The sequence below is a fragment of the Hymenobacter baengnokdamensis genome (assembly GCF_008728635.1).
Taxonomy (GTDB): domain Bacteria; phylum Bacteroidota; class Bacteroidia; order Cytophagales; family Hymenobacteraceae; genus Hymenobacter; species Hymenobacter baengnokdamensis.
In genome coordinates, this window is the sequence record NZ_CP044285.1 from 578,983 (window position 1) to 595,888 (window position 16,906).

Here is a 16,906-nt window from a genome sequence, read left to right on the forward strand (position 1 = left end):
TCCGTGAAATCCGCTTAAATCCGTGCTAATCAGTGGTCTATTTTTTGCCTTTAACCAGGTTTTTGCCCAGTAGCTCGACGTTCAGGATAAACTTATCCACGTCTTCATTGGCGTAGGTGCCATAGGCTGATGAGATGGTGCCTTTCGTACCATCTGAGGTTTCAATCGCGTAGAGAATAGCCATATCGTCGGGGTTGCTTTCTCCTTCGAAGCGGAAATAATCAATGATGGTCGTTTCCTCTGGGCTATAGGTACGGGCGCTGTCGTCGTCCATCGTGCACAGGCGACCGCCGCGCACCGTAAAATCGTGCGTATAGCCTTGGCTGTTCAGCTTTTTTTCGACCGTCACGAGACTGGTCATTTCTTCTTTATCCTGCATGGCGATGGGTGTTTCGGATAACTGGAGATGAAGCGGGCCTAAAGTAGCCTGCTCCGGCTATACGGAGCCAGGGCGGGGGTGGGTTATGCAATGCTACTAGTTTTTATGCCTGGCCTCAGCGGGCCTCCGTGCGGGCCTCAATGGTGCGCTGCAAGGCCTCAACGTCGATAGCGGCGCCACAGGCACCGCCGCAGCCTTTGGCGCAGCCAGCCTGGCCTTTGGCAGCAAAAGTCAGCCATACGCGCCGGCCCAGGTAAGCCAGCGCCGCGGCAAAAAGCGCAATGATGATAAGCAGCTGAGCGTTCATACTGCCTGAAAAACTGTGGCCGCTGCCAGAAAGTTTACAAGAATCATTAATATTCAAAAAATACTATATTATACATGGCGTTACGACTGGTACGACGCATCCCAGTGGCGTTTCATTACTGCCTGCATTTCATCGTGTAGTACTGCATTGGTTGCCAGAGTTTCACGGTTGAATACCGGGTCGCCATCGCTCAGCCACTGCGTGACCCGGCCGCCCGCCTCGCGCACCAGCAAAATGCCGGCGGCCACATCATAGGCATTGATATTGAACTCGAAGTAGCTGTCGAAGCGCCCGCAGGCCACGTAGGCCAGGTCGGTCGCGGCCGAGCCCCAGCGCCGCAGCCCCCGCGAGGCCTGCATGTACTCAGTCAGAATGCGCAGGTAGGCATCGAGGTGGTCGAACTTGTAGAAGGGCAGGCCGGTGGCAATAAGCGAATCGTTGAGGGTAGCGGCCGAGCTAACGCGGATAGGCTGTTCGTTGAGGAAGGCACCGTGGCCCTGCGCCCCCCGGAAGCACTCGTCGCGGCTCACCTCGTACACCACGCCCAGCACCGGCTCATTGCCGCGCGCCAGGGCCACGCTCACGGCAAAGCACGGCAGGCCATGAATAAAGTTGGTGGTGCCATCGAGCGGGTCGATAATCCAGCGGTATGCCACGCTGGCGTCGGAGTTAGCCACGGTGCCCTCTTCGGTCACGAAGCCGGCCGTGGGCAGCAGCATTTGCAGGCCGGCTACCAGACGCTTTTCCGATTCCTTATCGACGTAGGAAACCAGGTCGTGCAAACCCTTTTGCTGAATTTTGCTTTGGTCGAAATTGCTTACTTCCTGGCGAATAAAAGCGCCCGCCTCGCGGCAAAGGGCAGCCACGGAATGAGAGAGCTGGAGCAGGTCGGGAGCCATAAAAAAGTAGCGCGGACTTTGTGAGTCCGCGTGTGGATTAAGAATTAGTAGTCAACCTGCGGACTCGCAGAGTCCACGCTACTATAGCCAGCAGCCCCAGCACGGCCAGCAGCTGCGCGGCGCGCCCGATTAGCTCGCCGAAGCGGGCGTAGAACGTCACCTCATCATTCAGGTGCACGGTGCCCCGGCTGGCGGTAGGTATCCAGGCCGGCTCCAGCTGAAAGATTTCGCCCTTCTGGTTGATGAAGCCCGTAAAGCCGGTGTTGGCGGCACGGGCCAGGTCACGGCGGGTTTCGATGCAGCGCAGGCTGCCGTAGCGCAGCAGCTGCCGATAGCCCGGCGAGTCGTGCCACCAGGCATCGTTGGTAAACAGCGCCAGTAGCGTGGCGCCATTGTGGGCATACTCGCTCACAAAGTCGCCATATATGGATTCATAGCAGATAATGGGCGCTGCCCGCAGGGCCGGCGCACTGGCCGGTGCGGCAAACACCGTGCGCTCGGCCTGGCTGCCATAGGAGCCCACGTAGCCGCCCAGGTCGATGTGCGACACCAGCGCGGTGAGCACGGGAGGTATCTTCTCGACGCCGGGCACCAGCCGCGACTTGTGGTAGAAGGCGATGGGGGCGGTAGCGGAGGCAAAGTAGGCCCCGGCGTTGAAGGTATCGAAGTAACCCAGGTCGTCGCGGTAGCGGGCGGTTTCGCTGGCCGTTTCCTTGCTTGGATACGAGCCGATGGTAGTGACACCGGTGAGCAGGGCCACGCCCGGATGCCACCCCAGCCACGCCCGGATGCGCTGAATTTTGGGGCTGCTTTCAATCGTTTTTTCCCACATCGGCTCTTCCAGAGCAGTTTCGGGCCAGATAATCAGCCGCGTAGCGGGCGTCAGGTGCTGCTCGGAGAGCGTGAGAAAGCGCGTGAGCTGCTCGTTTGGTGAGACAAAGCTGGCTCCCCCTGCAAACTTCTCATTGTAGGGGTCGAGGTTGGGCTGCACCACTACTACTTCGGCCGTAGGGCCTTTTTCGTGGTAAGCCGCCCCGATGAGGTAAGAAAGGCCAATGGGCAGGATAATGACCAGCAGGGGAATTAAAAATTGAGAATTAAAAATTAAAAGCTGGGGCTTTACTACGCTGGCATTCACACTGACTGACCGCCCGGCTTCCTTTTCAGGTTTTAACTTTTCGTTTTTAAGTATCCAGCTAAAGAATAGCATATTAACTGCCCACACCCACACCGAGCCGCCCAGGAAGCCCGTGTACTCGTACCACTGCACCCACTCGGGGGCGGCGGCAAAGCCGTTGCCCAGCGTGAGCCAGGGCCAGGTAAGGTTCCAGTGCAGGTGCAGTTGCTCGAAGGCAATCCAGTAGATGGGCAGCGAGAGGTAGCCCAAGCGGTTGCCCAAGCGCTTTTTGGTTTGCCGGAAGGCCATGAGCGGCAGGCACATCAGCAGGGCATTGAGCACCACGGCCGCAATGCCGGCGGGCAGCGACGAATAGCTTACCCACCAGGTAGTGAGAGCGTTCCAGAGCAGCAGCAGCCAGTAGGTATGGGCAAATACGCGGCTCTTGCGCGCCTTGGTCAGGGTAAGCTGCCGCTCCATCAGCAGGTAGGGTATCCAGCCGATGAAGAGCGTGAGTGCCAGCGGGCCTATCGGCTGCGGAGGCCAGCCGCCGCTCAGTAGCAGCGCGCTCAGGGTAGCCAGCACCAGGGGGCGCTGCCAGAAGCTACGCGGCGGGGTCGTCATCGGCGTCACCGTCGTCGGAGGCTTCGTCGTCGCGGAAGTTGTATTTGCTGCGCTCACCTTTTTCTTGTTTAGCACCTTCTACTACCAGTACAATTTCGCCCTTAATGGCCGGGCGGGCCGCCAGCGTCGCCGCCAGCTCACCGAGCGGGGCGGTTAGTGTTTCCTCAAACAACTTGGTCAGCTCGCGGCTCACGCTGGCGGGCCGCTCCGGACCAAACACCTCGGCCAGCTGCGTCAGGGTTTTGACGATGCGGTGCGGCGACTCGTAAAAAATGAGCGTCCGCGTTTCGCGCGCCAGCTCCTGCAATCGGGTCTGCCGGCCTTTCTTCACCGGCAAAAAGCCTTCAAACGCAAACCGCTCGGCCCCGAAGCCTGACTTGAGCAGCGCTGGGATGAGGGCCGTTGGCCCAGGCAGGCACTCTACGGCGAGACCCCGCGCCAGGCACTCGCGCACCAGCAGAAAGCCCGGGTCGGAGATGCCCGGCGTACCGGCGTCACTCACCAGGGCCATACGCTCGCCCCTGGCCAGGCGCTCGAGCAGGCGCGGCACTACCTGGTGCTCATTGTGCAGATGGTAGGCCTGCAGCGGCTTTTTTAACTCCAGGTGCTGGAGCAGGCGCCCACTGGTGCGGGTGTCTTCGCAGAGCACCAAATCGGCTTCGCGCAGCACCCGAATGGCCCGCAGCGTAATGTCTTCGAGGTTGCCGATGGGCGTCGGCACGAGGGTAAGGGCAGCGGCTTCGGGCATAGTTACAAAGGTAGGGCGAGACGAAGAGGCAGCACGTTTTCAGGCGAAAAGGCAACCCCTAACCCCGCTTCGCGCAGGCTGGCAACACGCCCGGTTTTCACCCTGCCAGCTCCTTACCCTGGTAGGCAGCCGCCAGTTTATCGATAGCTGCTGCCAGCTGATGGTCTTTGGCCGTAACCACGAGCCCGGCCGAATGGGTGCAGAGCCGAAAGCTCACCGTACCATACTCGTTGCTCCACCACGGGTGATGGTCCTGAAACTCCGCCTCCTCGGCTACATCAGTCATAAAGCTAAAGGCCGTCCGGAAGTCCTTAAAGCGGAAGGTGCGGGTCAGGGCATTGTCTTGTTCGGTCCACATAAAGGTGGGGCTATTGCTACTAAAGAACTTACTTAGGAGGCGGTGAAACTACTAAAGAACGGCATGCTTCACTGCGTTCAGTATAACGCTCAAGGTAAAGTAGCTGGACTTCTTAGCCCCTTTATATAAAAAGCGCTTTGGGCTGCCCATAAAAAAGCAGCCCCAGACTTTTTACAAAGTCTGGGGCTGCCTGAATTACGCTACGATAACCGGTTAGCGGTGGCTGTAGCTATAGCCGCGGTCGTGGCGATGTATAGCTTCGAAGCGAGCATGCTCGGCTGCCCGACGCTGCTCCATACGGCGCTCCTGGGCCATGCGGTGCTGCTGCTCACTACGAGCCATCTCCAGGCGCTCGTGCTGGCGGGGCGACGGGCGGTAAGGACCCTGAGTGGGAAAAGTAGCGGCCGAAGCAGCAGTAGTAACAAGCAGCGTGAGCGCTACAGCAAACGAAAGCAGGGAGGTTTTCATGGGAAAAGCGAGTGGAAAGTGAGAAAGAAAATCAGGACGCGTCTGCCTATTGCAAGGCAAGCCCTGTGCCATATGTGGGAAGGTGCTTTGAGTGATTTATTCACTTTAATATTACTAATGAGCAACTTACATTTTCGAAGAAGGCTTTAACTATCGACTAAATGAGGAAGTATGCCGATGAAAGCGGCGGTGGCTAAACCCAAATCAGCAAACCACAGTACACTTTCCCAGGCGCCCCGCCTTTTCAACCAGCCGCGCCTCTTACTTATGTCAGTCGACCCGAACAACCGTCCCATCCGCGTCATCAACGACGATACGACCGAAGCAGAATTTGCTGCCGGCCTGCGCATTCCCAATGCCGACCCGCCCAAGAATGAAAAAGCCCGCGGTGGTTTTGGCAATCGCGATGGCAAGGAAGGCTTCGGCACGGTAAACGGCGAGGGCGAAACCGCCCTGGCCATGAATTCGAACACCGACACCCACCAGCCCGGCGACAATATGCGCACGGCCGACGAGGGAGCCGACCAGCGCCCCGACCAGGATTTGCCCAGCCCCGACTACGAGCGCGACGAGAATGGCCACCGCCCGCAGCGCGGTCCTGTTGACGAGCTTGACGCCGATGACCTGCGCCGGGGTCCTGACGAGATGGAAGATGCCCACTCGCACGTAGGCATGGGTCAGATGGCTCCCAAGCCGTTCAAGCCCGCTACCGGCACTGACACCAACGCCGAGCTGACTGACCCCGGCGCCCAGGACTCGGCCATCGACCAGGGCTTTTAAGTGCCGTAGAGAAGTAACAACCTGCGGATTTAGGTTGCCTCCGGCCACTCATACGCGCTGGCTGACGACTTCCTATCCTTTGTCATAGTATCCACTTATTAACGCTACGCACCATGTCTACCCACCACCAGGAGCAGAACCAGGAGTCGAAGACCAATAAGAATCAGGCAGGCCTGCCCGAGCAGCACAAAGCCGATGCCCTGCCGGCCGGCAGCCTCGACGAAGCTACCGAAGCTCATCTGGCCGATGACGCGCAGGACGCGGGTACTACTCACCCCAATCGCGGCCACAACAAGCCCGAGCTTGACAAAGGCAGCTACGCTTAAGCGCTGAGCCTTTGCCCTAAAAATGCCCCGTGCCTTCTAGCCGGGGCATTTTATTGTTTTATATAGCATAAATATAATATTTTTAATTTCAGCCCAATGGCCCGCCGCTTCGCTGCCACCGACCTGCACGGCTGCCTGCGCACTTTCCGCTACCTGGTGGAAGAAGAGCTACGCCTGCGCCCCGCCGATACCTTGTACCTGCTGGGCGACTACGTAAACAAAGGCCCCAGCAGTGGCGGGCTGCTGGCCTACCTGATGCAGCTGCAAGCCGCTGGCTACCAAGTACACTGCCTGCGCGGCAACCATGAGCAGGAGCTCCTCGACGCAGCACACGGCCACGCCAAAAAAACGTGGCTTACCGAGCCCGAGCGCGCCCTGACACTGGCCAGCTTCGGCATAGCAAGCGTTGGCGAAATACCCGTAAAATACCTGAGCTGGCTAGCCAGGCTACCTTACGAGCTGGAGCTACCCGACTTCATGCTGGTGCACGCGGGCTACAATTTTGCCCTGCCGCCCGCCGAAATGCACCGTGATTTTGACACGATGCTCACTACCAAGAGCTTCGCGTATGACCCTTCGCGGCTGGCCGGCAAGCGCCTGCTGCACGGCCACGTGCCCAAGCCTTTGGCCGACATCAAGACCCAGGTGGCCGCCCGTGCCGGTGCCATCGGCCTCGATGCGGGCGCCGTGTATCGGCTCAACCCCGAGCTGCGCCACCTAGCAGCCCTCAATCTGGACAGCTGGCAGCTGCACGCGGTTGAAAACCGCGAGCTGGCCTACCCTATTGCGCGGCGCTGAGCAACGGCCTACTGCTTGACGGGCAGGCAGCTATTCTGGCCTGTCTTTGAAAAGCCGCTGAGGGTGAGGTAGCCAGTTGTACTTTTGAGCCCATGCAAGCCACTGCCTCCACCTCCGCTACTACCGCCGTGTACGACACTGCCATTTTCGACCTCATCGCGCAGGAGCGCCAGCGCCAGACCCACGGCCTGGAGCTGATTGCCTCCGAAAACTACGTCTCCGACCAGGTGATGCTGGCCCAGGGCTCCATTCTCACCAATAAGTACGCCGAGGGCTTGCCCGGCAAGCGCTACTACGGTGGCTGCGAAGTAGTTGACCAGGTCGAGCAGCTGGCCATCGACCGGGTGAAGGAACTATTTGGCGTGGCCTGGGCCAATGTGCAGCCCCACTCGGGCGCGCAGGCCAACGCGGCCGTGATGCTGGCCTGCCTCAACCCCGGCGATAAGATTCTGGGCTTCGACCTCAGCCACGGTGGCCACCTCACGCACGGCTCGCCCGTCAATTTTTCGGGCAAGCTTTACCAGCCCAGCTTTTATGGGGTTGAAAAAGAGACCGGCCTCATCGACTGGGATAAAGTGGTGGACACGGCCCGCCGCGAACGCCCCAAGATGATTATCTGCGGAGCCTCAGCCTACTCGCGCGACTGGAACTACGCCGCCCTGCGCCGTGCCGCCGACGAAGTAGGAGCCCTGCTGCTGGCCGACATTTCGCACCCGGCTGGCCTCATTGCCAAGGGCTTGCTCAACAACCCGTTTGCACATTGCCACATCGTCACTACCACCACGCACAAAACCCTGCGGGGCCCGCGCGGCGGCCTCATCATGCTGGGCCAGGATTTTGATAATCCGTTCGGTCTGAAAACGCCGAAAGGCGACATCCGGCCCATGTCGGCCCTGCTCGACTCGGGCGTGTTTCCCGGCACCCAGGGCGGGCCGCTCGAGCATGTTATCGCGGCCAAGGCCGTGGCCTTCGGCGAAGCGCTCAGCAGCGGCTATACCACGTATGTGCAGCAGGTACAGAAGAATGCGCAGGCACTGGCCAAGGAGCTGCTAAGCCGGGGCTACGACATTATTTCGGGCGGCACCGACAACCACTTGCTGCTCATCGACCTGCGCTCGAAGGGCCTTACCGGCAAGCTGGCCGAAAATACCCTGGTGCAGGCCGATATCACCATTAACAAGAATATGGTGCCTTTCGACGATAAGTCGCCTTTCGTGACGAGCGGCATCCGAATTGGCTCGGCGGCCGTAACTACCCGCGGCCTGGTCGAAGCCGACATGACGCGCATCGTGGAATTAATTGACGAAGCCCTCACCCATCACGCTGACGCGAGCCGCATCACTGGCGTGCGCCACCAGGTAAACGAGTGGATGCAGGCTTACCCACTGTTTCAGGCGTAAAAGCCGCGAAACCGTATGCCTCGTAAAAGGCATCTGTGCATTGCGAGCGCAACGAAGTAAGGCGCGGCAATCCTTCCTTGTCGTCTGCCCACCGGCGCTTACGTGAGGGAGAGGTTGCCGCGCTTCACTTCGTTGCGCTCGCAATGACAGACTATTATTAACAAATTCAGTATCTACCCGTTGACCTCCCCCACTCAAAAGTTTCAGCAGAACCGCGCCGCCGCCGAGGGCGAAGCGGAGATGTCTTTCATCGACCACCTGGAGGCGCTGCGCTGGCACATTATCCGCGCGGCTATCGCGGTAGTGGTGTTCTCGCTCTGCGCATTTTTTGCTAAGACCTTCCTGTTTCACGACCTTATTCTGGGCCCCTCGCGCTCCGATTTCTGGACGTACCAGACCTTCTGCAAAATCGGCCATTACTTCGGCTCGACCGACCCGTGCGAAAACCAGGTCAATTTCATTATCCAGAACCGGGAGATGAGCGGGCAGCTGAGTATGCACATCAGCACCTCGTTTATGGTGGGTATCTGCCTGGCTTTTCCTTATCTATTCTGGGAATTGTGGCGCTTTATCAAGCCCGGCCTGTATCCGCATGAGCGAGCCAACTCGAAGGGGGCAGTGTTTTTCGTATCGGTACTGTTTGTACTGGGCTTATTGTTTGGGTACTATATAGCAGCTCCGCTAAGTATTAACTTCTTGGCGTCCTACACCGTCGACCCTACCATCCAGAACCAGATTGACTTGCAGAGCTACCTGAGCACGCTCAGCACCATGACGCTCTCCTGCGCCTTCGTATTTGAGCTGCCAATGGTGGTGTTTTTCCTGGCCAAAGCCGGCCTGGTCACGCCCGAGTTGATGACTATGTACCGCAAGCACGCCATCGTAGTGATTCTCATTATTGCGGCCATTATTACGCCGCCCGATATCTCGGCTCAGATTATCGTGACCATTCCCATTCTGATGCTTTACGAGCTGAGTATCCACATTGCCCGCGTAGTGCGCCGCAACAGCGCCGCCCGGCTCAATGAAGAGCTCCGGCTCAAAGCGGCGCAGGAATAGTTGAGAGTGAAGAGTCAAAAGCTAATGTATCTGCCTTTTGACTCTTCACTTTTAATTCTTAACTCTTAGCTCATAAGCTCCCGGCACAGCGGGCACCGGCTCATACGGCCCAAATATAGCAGGTAATAGATATTTAAGGCGCGGCAGCAGTCCATTCTGGTCAAGCAGATAGGTAGGCGGATGCGGACCGATATTGCGGGCCACGCGCACCACCGCCGCATATTCGTTGAGGTGCCCGAAATCGGCCTGGGCCAGCGCCCAGTCGAGGTAGGGGCGGGCGGCCGGGTGCGTGAGGTAGTCGCGGCGGTCGGGGCCCAGTACCAGCACCGCCCGGCCCGTAGCCAGGCGGCGATAAGCCGGATTAGGCTGCGGCGCAAACGAGCTTTCGACCGGCAGCCGCAACAGGCCGGGCAGGCCGGGCACCAGTTCGCGGTAGCGCACTACCACCGTAGCCCCGAGCACCACCACAAACAACAGCTCGGGAGCCCAGCTCAGCTGCCCCGGCAGGCGCTGCCACAAAAACAGCCCAAAGTAGGTAAGCGGCGGCAGCAGCAGCAGCAGCGAGCCCGGCGCCAGGCCGCGCCCCACGGCCAGCACCGCCAGCACCACCAGCAGCCACACCAGCATCAGCTGCCTAAACTTGGTTTGGAATACCAGTCCGAGCGCCGTGCCGGCGGCCCGCAGCAGCCCCAGCCCCAGCAGCACCGCCGCGCCGCCCAGTAGCGGCCAGACCACCGCCGGCGGCAGGGCATCGGTAGCCGCTACCGGCACGCTAAAGCCCCGCTCCAGGTGCATCAGGGCAAAGTTGGGCAGCGCTCCGACATACAGAAAAACCGTAGCTACCAGGGCGTAGGGCGACAGAAAGCCGCAGATAAGCAGCAGCGAGCTGCGGAAGGAATTGGCCGCGAAGATGAGCACGGCAAACAGCCCCAGCCCGACGAACAATGCCAGCGGCAGGTAGCAGAGCGCGGCCAGCCCTATTAAAAAACCCGCCCGGAACAGGCGCCGGTTGTCGTAGCCCTCGCGGGAGGTAGGCAGCAGGGCGCTGAGCGCAAAGATGAGAAAGGTATGCCCGATGAGCAGCGGCGTCAGCGTGTCGAGCTCACTACTCAGGCTGCCGACTACCAGATACGTGAGGGCCGCCAGAAAGCCCCGCTCGGGATGCACATCGGCCCGGTTGAGCACGGTATTGAAGCGCAGTGCCTGCAATAGCAGCAAGCCGAGCGCGGCGGCCCGGTATAGCATCATTGGCCGGCTCCAGGCCAGCTCCAGCACACCGGCGGCGGCGGCGGCCAGCGGGGCGGTGCCATCGTAGAGGTCGCGGTAGGGCCAGGCCCCGGCCGCCACGCCCTCGCCCAGCAGCAGCAGGCGCAGCTCGGCCGCCGTGGTGGGCAGGCCCAGCCACAGCAGCGGCAGCCGAATGGCCAGCACCAGCACCAGCAGCCCCAGCAGCTGCGCAGGAAGAGAGCTTTTAAAAAACCGAAGCACTAATTGAGTAGTGGTTTAGCGTGGGTGGCCAGGCAGTTTTAGACTAGCTGCAGGCAAAGGTCGGCGCTTAAACTGAAATCCGGGAAAACGAAAACCGGGAAACGACCAGCCAAAAACCAGCACTGGCAACCCACGAACCCGAAACCACCCTACCGGGCGGTGTACCTTTGTGGTTTAGCAACGAGTTATGGAAAGCAAACGACAGCAAAAGATGGCCAGCCTGCTGCAGCAGGAGCTGGCCCAGGTACTTCAGCGCGACTTGCCGCATTTGTTTGGCGGGGGGCTCGTGCCCAGCATCAGCACGGTGAAGGTGACGCCCGACCTGGCCGTGGCCCGCGTGTACCTGAGCCTGCTTATCGGCAACGATGCCCCCGAGCGGCTCGAAGCCATCAAGGAGCATACCAAGGAAATCCGGTTTGCGCTGGGCAAGCGCATTCGCAGCCAGGTGCGCGTAGTGCCCGAACTGACGTTTTTCCACGACGACAGCGCCGCCTACGCCGCTCACATGGACCAGGTACTCAGCCAGCTGGATATTCCGCCCGCCGACCCCGAACAAGGTGAGAGCGACGAGGATACTGCCAACGAACGGCCGCGGTTATTCCGGTAACTTTCTCACTCTACCCGTTTTTACCATTTCCTAACGGGCGCGTGCGACGCACCCCTTCTATGTATTACGACCCGATTAAACGCAGCCTGGGCAATGTATTTAACCGTTCGCCGTGGCTGCGGCGCTTGTTTTATACGTTGCTCGACCTGCTACTGCTGCGCACCTGGCACGTGCACCGCGAGCTGCGCCAGTGGGCCAGGGGCCGCACCCGCACGCCGCTCGACATACTGGATGCCGGCGCTGGCTACGGCCAGTACAGCTACTGGCTCAGCGGGCTCAGCAGCCTGTGGCGCATTCTGGCCGTAGATGTAAAGCAGGAGCAGGTAGCCGACTCCAATAATTTCTTTCGGGCCATCAACCGGCCGCAGGTGCAGTTTGCCGTGCAGGACCTGGTACTCTACCAGGAACACAACTCGTTTGACCTGGCGCTGGCCGTGGATGTGATGGAGCACATTCTGGAAGATGTGGAAGTGTTTCGCAACATTCACGCCTCGCTCAAGGATGGCGGCATGCTGCTCATCTCCACGCCCAGCGACCAGGGCGGCTCCGATGTGCACGCCGACTCCGAAACCAGCTTTATCGAGGAACACGTACGCGACGGCTACAACATTCACGAGATTCAGCAGAAGCTGCGTACGGCTGGCTTCGAGCGCATTGAGGCCCGCTACAGCTACGGCGAGCCCGGCCAGATTTCGTGGCGCTTAAGTATGAAATACCCTATATTGATGCTGGGTAAGTCGCGCTGGTTTTTTGTGCTGCTGCCCTTCTATTACGCGGTTGTTTTCCCGTTTTGCCTGCTGCTCAACTGGTTCGATGCCCGCACGCTGCACGACTCGGGCACCGGCCTCATCGTAAAAGCCTGGAAATAGACCACTGATTAGCTCGGATTGGAGCGGATTTCACGGATTTTGTGGGCGGCGCGGCCGGCGGCTTTGAGCGCCCGTTTCCCGTTGGGCTTAACTTTCACGGATTTTATGGACGCCGCGCCCTACCCGGCTCGCAGTATTTATGTATAAGGCTGAGAAAACGAAGCTGGCAGGCTGGCAAGCGCAAGCCTGCGCGTGGCGAGTGGCCGAGCAATCGTCCACAAAATCCGTGAAATCCGCTCCAATTCGTGCCAATCAGTGGTCCTGTGAACGTTCCCCTCCTCATTGCCCGTCGCTACTTCCTGTCCAAGAAAAAGCGCAACATTATTACCATTATCTCCAACATCTCGATGGTGGGGGTGGCCGTGGGCACGGCGGCGCTCATCATTGTGCTCTCGGTGTTTAACGGCCTCGAAGAGCTGGTACGCTCGCTCTACGGCAAATCAGACCCGAGTCTGGTCATTGCTGCCCGCCAGGGCAAGTCCTTTCCGGTTGATACCCTGCTACTTACCCGTATCCAAACTACGCCGGGCGTGGCGCTGCTTACCGAGGTAATCGAAGACAATGCCCTGCTGCAATACCACGACCGCCAGATGGTGGTGAAGATGCGCGGGCTGTCGGAGAATTACTTTGGCCAGATTCCTATTGATTCTAATCTGATTGCCGGCGACCACCGTTTGCGGCGCGGCGAGCGCGAGTATGCGCTCATCGGCGAAGGGGTGCAGCACGAGCTGGGCATTACGCTCGATAACCGCCTGGCGCCTTTGCGCCTGCTGTACCCACGCCAGGAGCCCGGCCGCAAAACGCTTAACATCAATCCTGAAAAAGCTTTTAATGAGGAGTCTATCCTGGCCGGGGGCATTTTTCAGATTGAGCAGCACCTTGACGACAGCTACCTGTTTGTGCCCCTGGGCTTTGCGCGGCGGCTGCTGGGTTACGGAGCCCGCCGCACCGCGCTCTACGTGCGCATAGGGGCCAGCTTTAAGGCCGATAAGGTGAAGCAGGAGCTACGCGAGCGCCTCGGCCAGGGTTTCACGGTGCTCGACTCCGACGAGCAGCATGTGAGCCTGCTCAAAGCCATCAAGATTGAGAAGCTGTTCGTGTTTATCACGTTTGCCTTTATCCTGCTGATTGCCTCGCTTAATATCTTCTTTTCGCTATCTATGCTGGTGATTGATAAGCGCAAGGATATTGCCGTGCTGCAAGCCATTGGGGCAACGCAGCAGCTCATTCGGCGCTCTTTTTTGCTGGTCGGCGCTATTGTGGCGCTGGTAGGCGCGGTGGCCGGGCTGGTGCTCGGCGTTACTATTTGCTGGGTGCAGGAAACCTTTCATGTGGTAAGCATGGGCATGGCGACGAGCGTGGTCGACTCGTACCCGGTAAAAATGCAGGCCGCCGACATTTTTTTTATTGCTCTGGCTATCATCTCGATAACCTTAGCAGTGTCTATTCGCCCCGCGCTGAATGCCGGACGCATGGAGATTCGCGAAAACCTGTAATGCCCCGTATTAGGCGGGTAGTTTTTCGCTTTTCGCTGCTGGCCAAGCCTCATTTAGCATTGCTCCGCAGCTGGAAATAGCCGACGAACCACGAAAAACGAGTAACTTGCACGCTCTCGTGCTCGGCTATGAATGTTTCTACTGCGCAACCTTTTCAACTTGTTTACTCGCTGTTCGCGCACGAGTATCTGGGCCATTTATTTACGGCGCACGTGGTGCAGCTGGGCCCCCGCGGCCAGCTGACGCTGCAGCACCAAACGATTTCGGTTAAAAACGCGCCTGAGTTTGCGGATGGCCTGGAGCGCGACGACTACGAGCTGATTGCGCTCTGCGACCAGCTGCAGCAAGATGCGGTTATCAAGGAATTCTGGCCCCGTAAAATAACGCCGGCCGAGTTTTTCCTGAAAATCTACAATGCGGAGAAAGGCGACAAGCCCATGCAGGAAGCCATTGCGCGCTACGTGCAGTCGCGCCTGGGCCGGCTGCTGGCGGGGTTGCAGGGCAAGCAGGTTTTCATTATGGGACGCGATGGCGAGCCCACCTGGCGCGAGCTGAAGCTGGCGCCTACACCAGCCTCGGTGCTGTTTCACTTTCGGCGCAATGAGGAAAGCACGCACTACTTTCCTACTATTCAATACCAGAATCAAAAGCTGGACTTTCAGTTTAAGAACGCCGTGCTGGTGTGCCAGCAGCCGGCCTGGCTACTCGTCGATGACGTGCTCTACTGCTTCCGGCACGATGTAGATGGGCGCAAGCTGCAACCCTTTCTGAATAAGAAGTTTATCATGGTGCCCCGCGCCGTGGAGAAGAGCTATTTCCAGAAATTCGTGGCCCCGCTCATGGAGTCGTTTGACGTGCACGCGCGCGGCTTCGACATTCGCACTGAGCGCTACCTGGCCCGGCCGCAGCTTACGTTTTCTGATGTGCCGGCGGGGCCGCCAGCCGGTGCCCCGGTAGTGCCCGTGCGCCCGCCTGGCCCGCCCCGGCGCGGGCGGGTGCCGCTGCCCAAGCCCGTAGTAGTGCCCGGCCTGGGCACCGACGAAGCCCCGCTCTTTTTCACGCTCACGTTTCGCTACGGCGCTTATGACTTACCGCTGACGCCGCCGCGCCCCATGAGCGTGCAGCTGGAAGAGGATGCGGATTCCTATATATTCCGCCGCCTACTCCGCTCGGCGAAGGAAGAAAACGAGCGGGCCGATGTGCTGCGCCAGCGCGGCCTGCCGCTCGATGCCGATGGCCACGCGGCCTTACCCAAAGCCGAAGCTTTCCGCTGGCTGCACGACAACGCGCCCGCGCTGTCGGAGCTGGGCTACCAGGTGCAGGGCGCGGCCTCGGCCAGCCAGGATTATTTCATTGGCCCGGTACGGGTTGATGTGGGTATTGAGGAGCGCGGCGATTGGTTTGATGTGCGCGGCACGGTGTGGTTTGGCGAGTTTGCGGTACCGTTTATTCGCCTGCGGCCCTATATTTTGCAGCGCCGCCGCGAGTACCGCCTTCCCAATGGCCAGGTGGCCTTCATTCCCGACGAGTGGTTTACCGACTACCTCGAGCTATTTGCTTTTGCCGAGGAAAGCGAGGGCCAGCCGCTGGCTCTGCGCCGCCATCACCTTTCGCTGATTACTGATTTAGAACAGGATAACCTGGCGACCGTGACGCTGACGCGCCGGCTCGAAAAGCTGCGCGACTTTGCTGCCGTGGAAGACCGGCCACTGCCGACAGGCTTTCGGGGCACTTTACGGCCTTATCAGCAGGCCGGCTACAACTGGCTGCGCTTTGTGCAAGACTACCACCTCGGCGGCTGCCTGGCCGACGATATGGGCCTGGGCAAGTCGGTGCAAGCCCTGGTGATGCTGATGGAGCGCAAGGAAAGCGGCGCGGCCAACGGCGCGGCTTCGCTACTGGTACTACCTACCTCATTGGTACACAACTGGATAAATGAAGCCCGCAAGTTTACGCCCAGCCTGCGGCTGCTGGCCTACACTGGTACGTATCGCACCAAAGACGTAGCTCAGTTTGCCGATTACGACGTGGTGCTGACCAGCTACGGCATTGTGCGCCTCGATACCGAGCTGCTAGCCTCGTACCAGTTCGACTACGTTATTCTGGACGAGTCGCAGGCCATTAAAAACCCCAGCTCGACCACGGCGCAGGCCGTGCGGCAGCTGCGGGCGCGGCATCGGCTTATTCTTACCGGCACGCCGGTTGAGAACAGCACCATGGACTTGTGGTCGCAGATGTCGTTTATCAACCCTGGCTTGCTGGGCACCCAGGCATTTTTCCGCAAGGAATTTGTGAAGCCCATTGAAAAGCATCAGGACGAGAGCCGCACCCGCAAGCTGCACGCGCTCATCAAGCCCTTCGTATTGCGCCGGCACAAAGCGCAGGTAGCCAGCGAGCTGCCTGCCAAAACCGAACACCTCAGCTATTGCCCGCTCACCGACGAGCAGCAGCAGTTTTACGAAGAAACCAAGAGCTTTTACCGCAATAAAATTCTGGAAACGCTCGATGGCCACGCCCCAACCCCGGTCGGCGGTACCCAGCTGATGCTTTTGCAGGGCCTCACGCGCCTGCGCCAGATTGCCAACCACCCGCGCCTGGCCGATGAGAAGTACACCGGCGAGTCGGGCAAGATGCGGGAGATTCTGCGCATGATTCGCAGCGTGGTAGCCGAAGGACACAAAGTATTAGTATTCAGCCAGTTTGTGCAACACCTGAGTTTGGTGCGCGCCGGCCTCGACGAGCGGCAGCTGGCCTACGCCTACCTCGACGGCCACACCCGCGACCGCCAGGGTGAAGTAGCGCGCTTTCAGGAAGACCCCGACCTGCAAATCTTCCTTATCAGCCTCAAAGCCGGTGGCGTGGGCCTCAACCTCACGGCGGCCGACTACGTCTTCATCCTCGACCCGTGGTGGAACCCAGCCGTAGAGGCCCAGGCCATCGACCGCGCCCACCGCATTGGCCAGCAACGGCCGGTATTCGTGTACAAATTCATCAGCCAGAACACGGTAGAGGAGAAAATATTGGCTCTACAGAAGCGCAAGCTCAAGCTGGTCAGCGACTTGATAACGACCGACGAAGCCGTGATAAAGTCGCTGACGCGGGAGGATATTGAGGAGCTGCTGGGGTAAGGCCGGTAAAACTGGCCTCTTTAGACCACAAGGGGCCAGGCAAGTATATCCTCAT

The 16,906-nt window shown here is 59.4% G+C and carries 17 protein-coding genes; 9 read left to right on the top strand and 8 right to left on the bottom strand.

Annotated features, from left to right (window positions below; translation table 11 throughout):
- Positions 1-37: 37 nt before the first annotated feature.
- The 7 genes from F6X24_RS02410 to F6X24_RS02440 form a co-directional block, all read right to left on the bottom strand.
- Positions 38-379: a hypothetical protein gene (locus tag F6X24_RS02410; protein ID WP_151086288.1), complete on the bottom strand. Its 342-nt coding sequence runs from the start codon at positions 377-379 to the stop codon at positions 38-40.
- Between the two features lie 115 nt (positions 380-494).
- Positions 495-686, bottom strand: a complete 192-nt coding sequence (locus F6X24_RS18835) for a FeoB-associated Cys-rich membrane protein (protein WP_191906424.1) — start codon at positions 684-686, stop codon at positions 495-497.
- Positions 687-766: 80 nt separating this feature from the next.
- On the bottom strand, positions 767-1,585 hold the full coding sequence (locus F6X24_RS02420; RefSeq protein ID WP_151086290.1) for an inositol monophosphatase family protein: 819 nt from the start codon (positions 1,583-1,585) through the stop codon (positions 767-769).
- Positions 1,586-1,622: 37 nt separating this feature from the next.
- Entirely contained in the window at positions 1,623-3,326 is a 1,704-nt protein-coding gene (lnt, locus tag F6X24_RS02425) for an apolipoprotein N-acyltransferase (protein ID WP_151086292.1), read from the bottom strand.
- On the bottom strand, positions 3,307-4,074 hold the full coding sequence (gene rsmI, locus F6X24_RS02430; RefSeq protein WP_151086294.1) for a 16S rRNA (cytidine(1402)-2'-O)-methyltransferase: 768 nt from the start codon (positions 4,072-4,074) through the stop codon (positions 3,307-3,309). Before rsmI ends, lnt begins: the two co-directional genes overlap by 20 nt.
- A gap of 97 nt (positions 4,075-4,171) precedes the next feature.
- Positions 4,172-4,432: a 4a-hydroxytetrahydrobiopterin dehydratase gene (locus F6X24_RS02435; protein ID WP_151086295.1), complete on the bottom strand. Its 261-nt coding sequence runs from the start codon at positions 4,430-4,432 to the stop codon at positions 4,172-4,174.
- Positions 4,433-4,645: 213 nt separating this feature from the next.
- Positions 4,646-4,900, bottom strand: coding sequence for a hypothetical protein (locus tag F6X24_RS02440; RefSeq protein ID WP_151086297.1), 255 nt, complete (start codon positions 4,898-4,900; stop codon positions 4,646-4,648).
- Between the two features lie 267 nt (positions 4,901-5,167).
- On the opposite strand from F6X24_RS02440, the gene F6X24_RS02445 reads away from it, so the two are divergent.
- From F6X24_RS02445 to tatC, 5 genes are all read left to right on the top strand, one after another.
- A complete protein-coding gene (locus tag F6X24_RS02445) occupies positions 5,168-5,680 on the top strand; it encodes a hypothetical protein (protein ID WP_151086299.1) in 513 nt (170 codons plus the stop codon).
- Between the two features lie 113 nt (positions 5,681-5,793).
- A complete protein-coding gene (locus F6X24_RS02450) occupies positions 5,794-6,006 on the top strand; it encodes a hypothetical protein (RefSeq protein WP_151086300.1) in 213 nt (70 codons plus the stop codon).
- Positions 6,007-6,102: 96 nt separating this feature from the next.
- Positions 6,103-6,804: a metallophosphoesterase gene (locus tag F6X24_RS02455; RefSeq protein WP_151086302.1), complete on the top strand. Its 702-nt coding sequence runs from the start codon at positions 6,103-6,105 to the stop codon at positions 6,802-6,804.
- 92 nt (positions 6,805-6,896) lie between these two features.
- Positions 6,897-8,204 (top strand): serine hydroxymethyltransferase, encoded by a 1,308-nt coding sequence (locus F6X24_RS02460; protein ID WP_151086304.1) that lies wholly within the window; start codon positions 6,897-6,899, stop codon positions 8,202-8,204.
- A 180-nt stretch (positions 8,205-8,384) separates the two neighbouring features.
- Entirely contained in the window at positions 8,385-9,263 is an 879-nt protein-coding gene (gene tatC, locus F6X24_RS02465) for a twin-arginine translocase subunit TatC (protein ID WP_317132505.1), read from the top strand.
- A gap of 51 nt (positions 9,264-9,314) precedes the next feature.
- Here tatC and F6X24_RS02470 read toward each other — a convergent pair whose 3' ends face one another.
- On the bottom strand, positions 9,315-10,751 hold the full coding sequence (locus tag F6X24_RS02470; protein ID WP_151086306.1) for a hypothetical protein: 1,437 nt from the start codon (positions 10,749-10,751) through the stop codon (positions 9,315-9,317).
- Between the two features lie 187 nt (positions 10,752-10,938).
- On the opposite strand from F6X24_RS02470, the gene rbfA reads away from it, so the two are divergent.
- The 4 genes from rbfA to F6X24_RS02490 all read left to right on the top strand — a co-directional run bounded on the left by rbfA (position 10,939) and on the right by F6X24_RS02490 (position 16,851).
- Positions 10,939-11,358: a 30S ribosome-binding factor RbfA gene (gene rbfA / locus F6X24_RS02475; RefSeq protein ID WP_151086307.1), complete on the top strand. Its 420-nt coding sequence runs from the start codon at positions 10,939-10,941 to the stop codon at positions 11,356-11,358.
- Positions 11,359-11,399: 41 nt separating this feature from the next.
- A complete protein-coding gene (locus tag F6X24_RS02480) occupies positions 11,400-12,227 on the top strand; it encodes a class I SAM-dependent methyltransferase (RefSeq protein ID WP_229725297.1) in 828 nt (275 codons plus the stop codon).
- Positions 12,228-12,490: 263 nt separating this feature from the next.
- On the top strand, positions 12,491-13,723 hold the full coding sequence (locus tag F6X24_RS02485; RefSeq protein WP_151086309.1) for an ABC transporter permease: 1,233 nt from the start codon (positions 12,491-12,493) through the stop codon (positions 13,721-13,723).
- 128 nt (positions 13,724-13,851) lie between these two features.
- Positions 13,852-16,851, top strand: a complete 3,000-nt coding sequence (locus F6X24_RS02490) for a DEAD/DEAH box helicase (protein ID WP_151086311.1) — start codon at positions 13,852-13,854, stop codon at positions 16,849-16,851.
- Positions 16,852-16,906: the final 55 nt, after the last annotated feature.

Coding starts and splice junctions, on each gene's coding strand:
- F6X24_RS02410 (WP_151086288.1), bottom strand. CDS start 379: ATGCAGGATAAAGAAGAAATGACCAGTCTCGTGACGGTCGAAAAAAAG.
- F6X24_RS02450 (WP_151086300.1), top strand. CDS start 5,794: ATGTCTACCCACCACCAGGAGCAGAACCAGGAGTCGAAGACCAATAAG.
- F6X24_RS02455 (WP_151086302.1), top strand. CDS start 6,103: ATGGCCCGCCGCTTCGCTGCCACCGACCTGCACGGCTGCCTGCGCACT.
- F6X24_RS02445 (WP_151086299.1), top strand. CDS start 5,168: ATGTCAGTCGACCCGAACAACCGTCCCATCCGCGTCATCAACGACGAT.
- F6X24_RS02460 (WP_151086304.1), top strand. CDS start 6,897: ATGCAAGCCACTGCCTCCACCTCCGCTACTACCGCCGTGTACGACACT.
- rsmI (WP_151086294.1), bottom strand. CDS start 4,074: ATGCCCGAAGCCGCTGCCCTTACCCTCGTGCCGACGCCCATCGGCAAC.
- rbfA (WP_151086307.1), top strand. CDS start 10,939: ATGGAAAGCAAACGACAGCAAAAGATGGCCAGCCTGCTGCAGCAGGAG.
- F6X24_RS02440 (WP_151086297.1), bottom strand. CDS start 4,900: ATGAAAACCTCCCTGCTTTCGTTTGCTGTAGCGCTCACGCTGCTTGTT.
- F6X24_RS02420 (WP_151086290.1), bottom strand. CDS start 1,585: ATGGCTCCCGACCTGCTCCAGCTCTCTCATTCCGTGGCTGCCCTTTGC.
- F6X24_RS02435 (WP_151086295.1), bottom strand. CDS start 4,432: ATGTGGACCGAACAAGACAATGCCCTGACCCGCACCTTCCGCTTTAAG.
- lnt (WP_151086292.1), bottom strand. CDS start 3,326: ATGACGACCCCGCCGCGTAGCTTCTGGCAGCGCCCCCTGGTGCTGGCT.
- F6X24_RS18835 (WP_191906424.1), bottom strand. CDS start 686: ATGAACGCTCAGCTGCTTATCATCATTGCGCTTTTTGCCGCGGCGCTG.
- F6X24_RS02490 (WP_151086311.1), top strand. CDS start 13,852: ATGAATGTTTCTACTGCGCAACCTTTTCAACTTGTTTACTCGCTGTTC.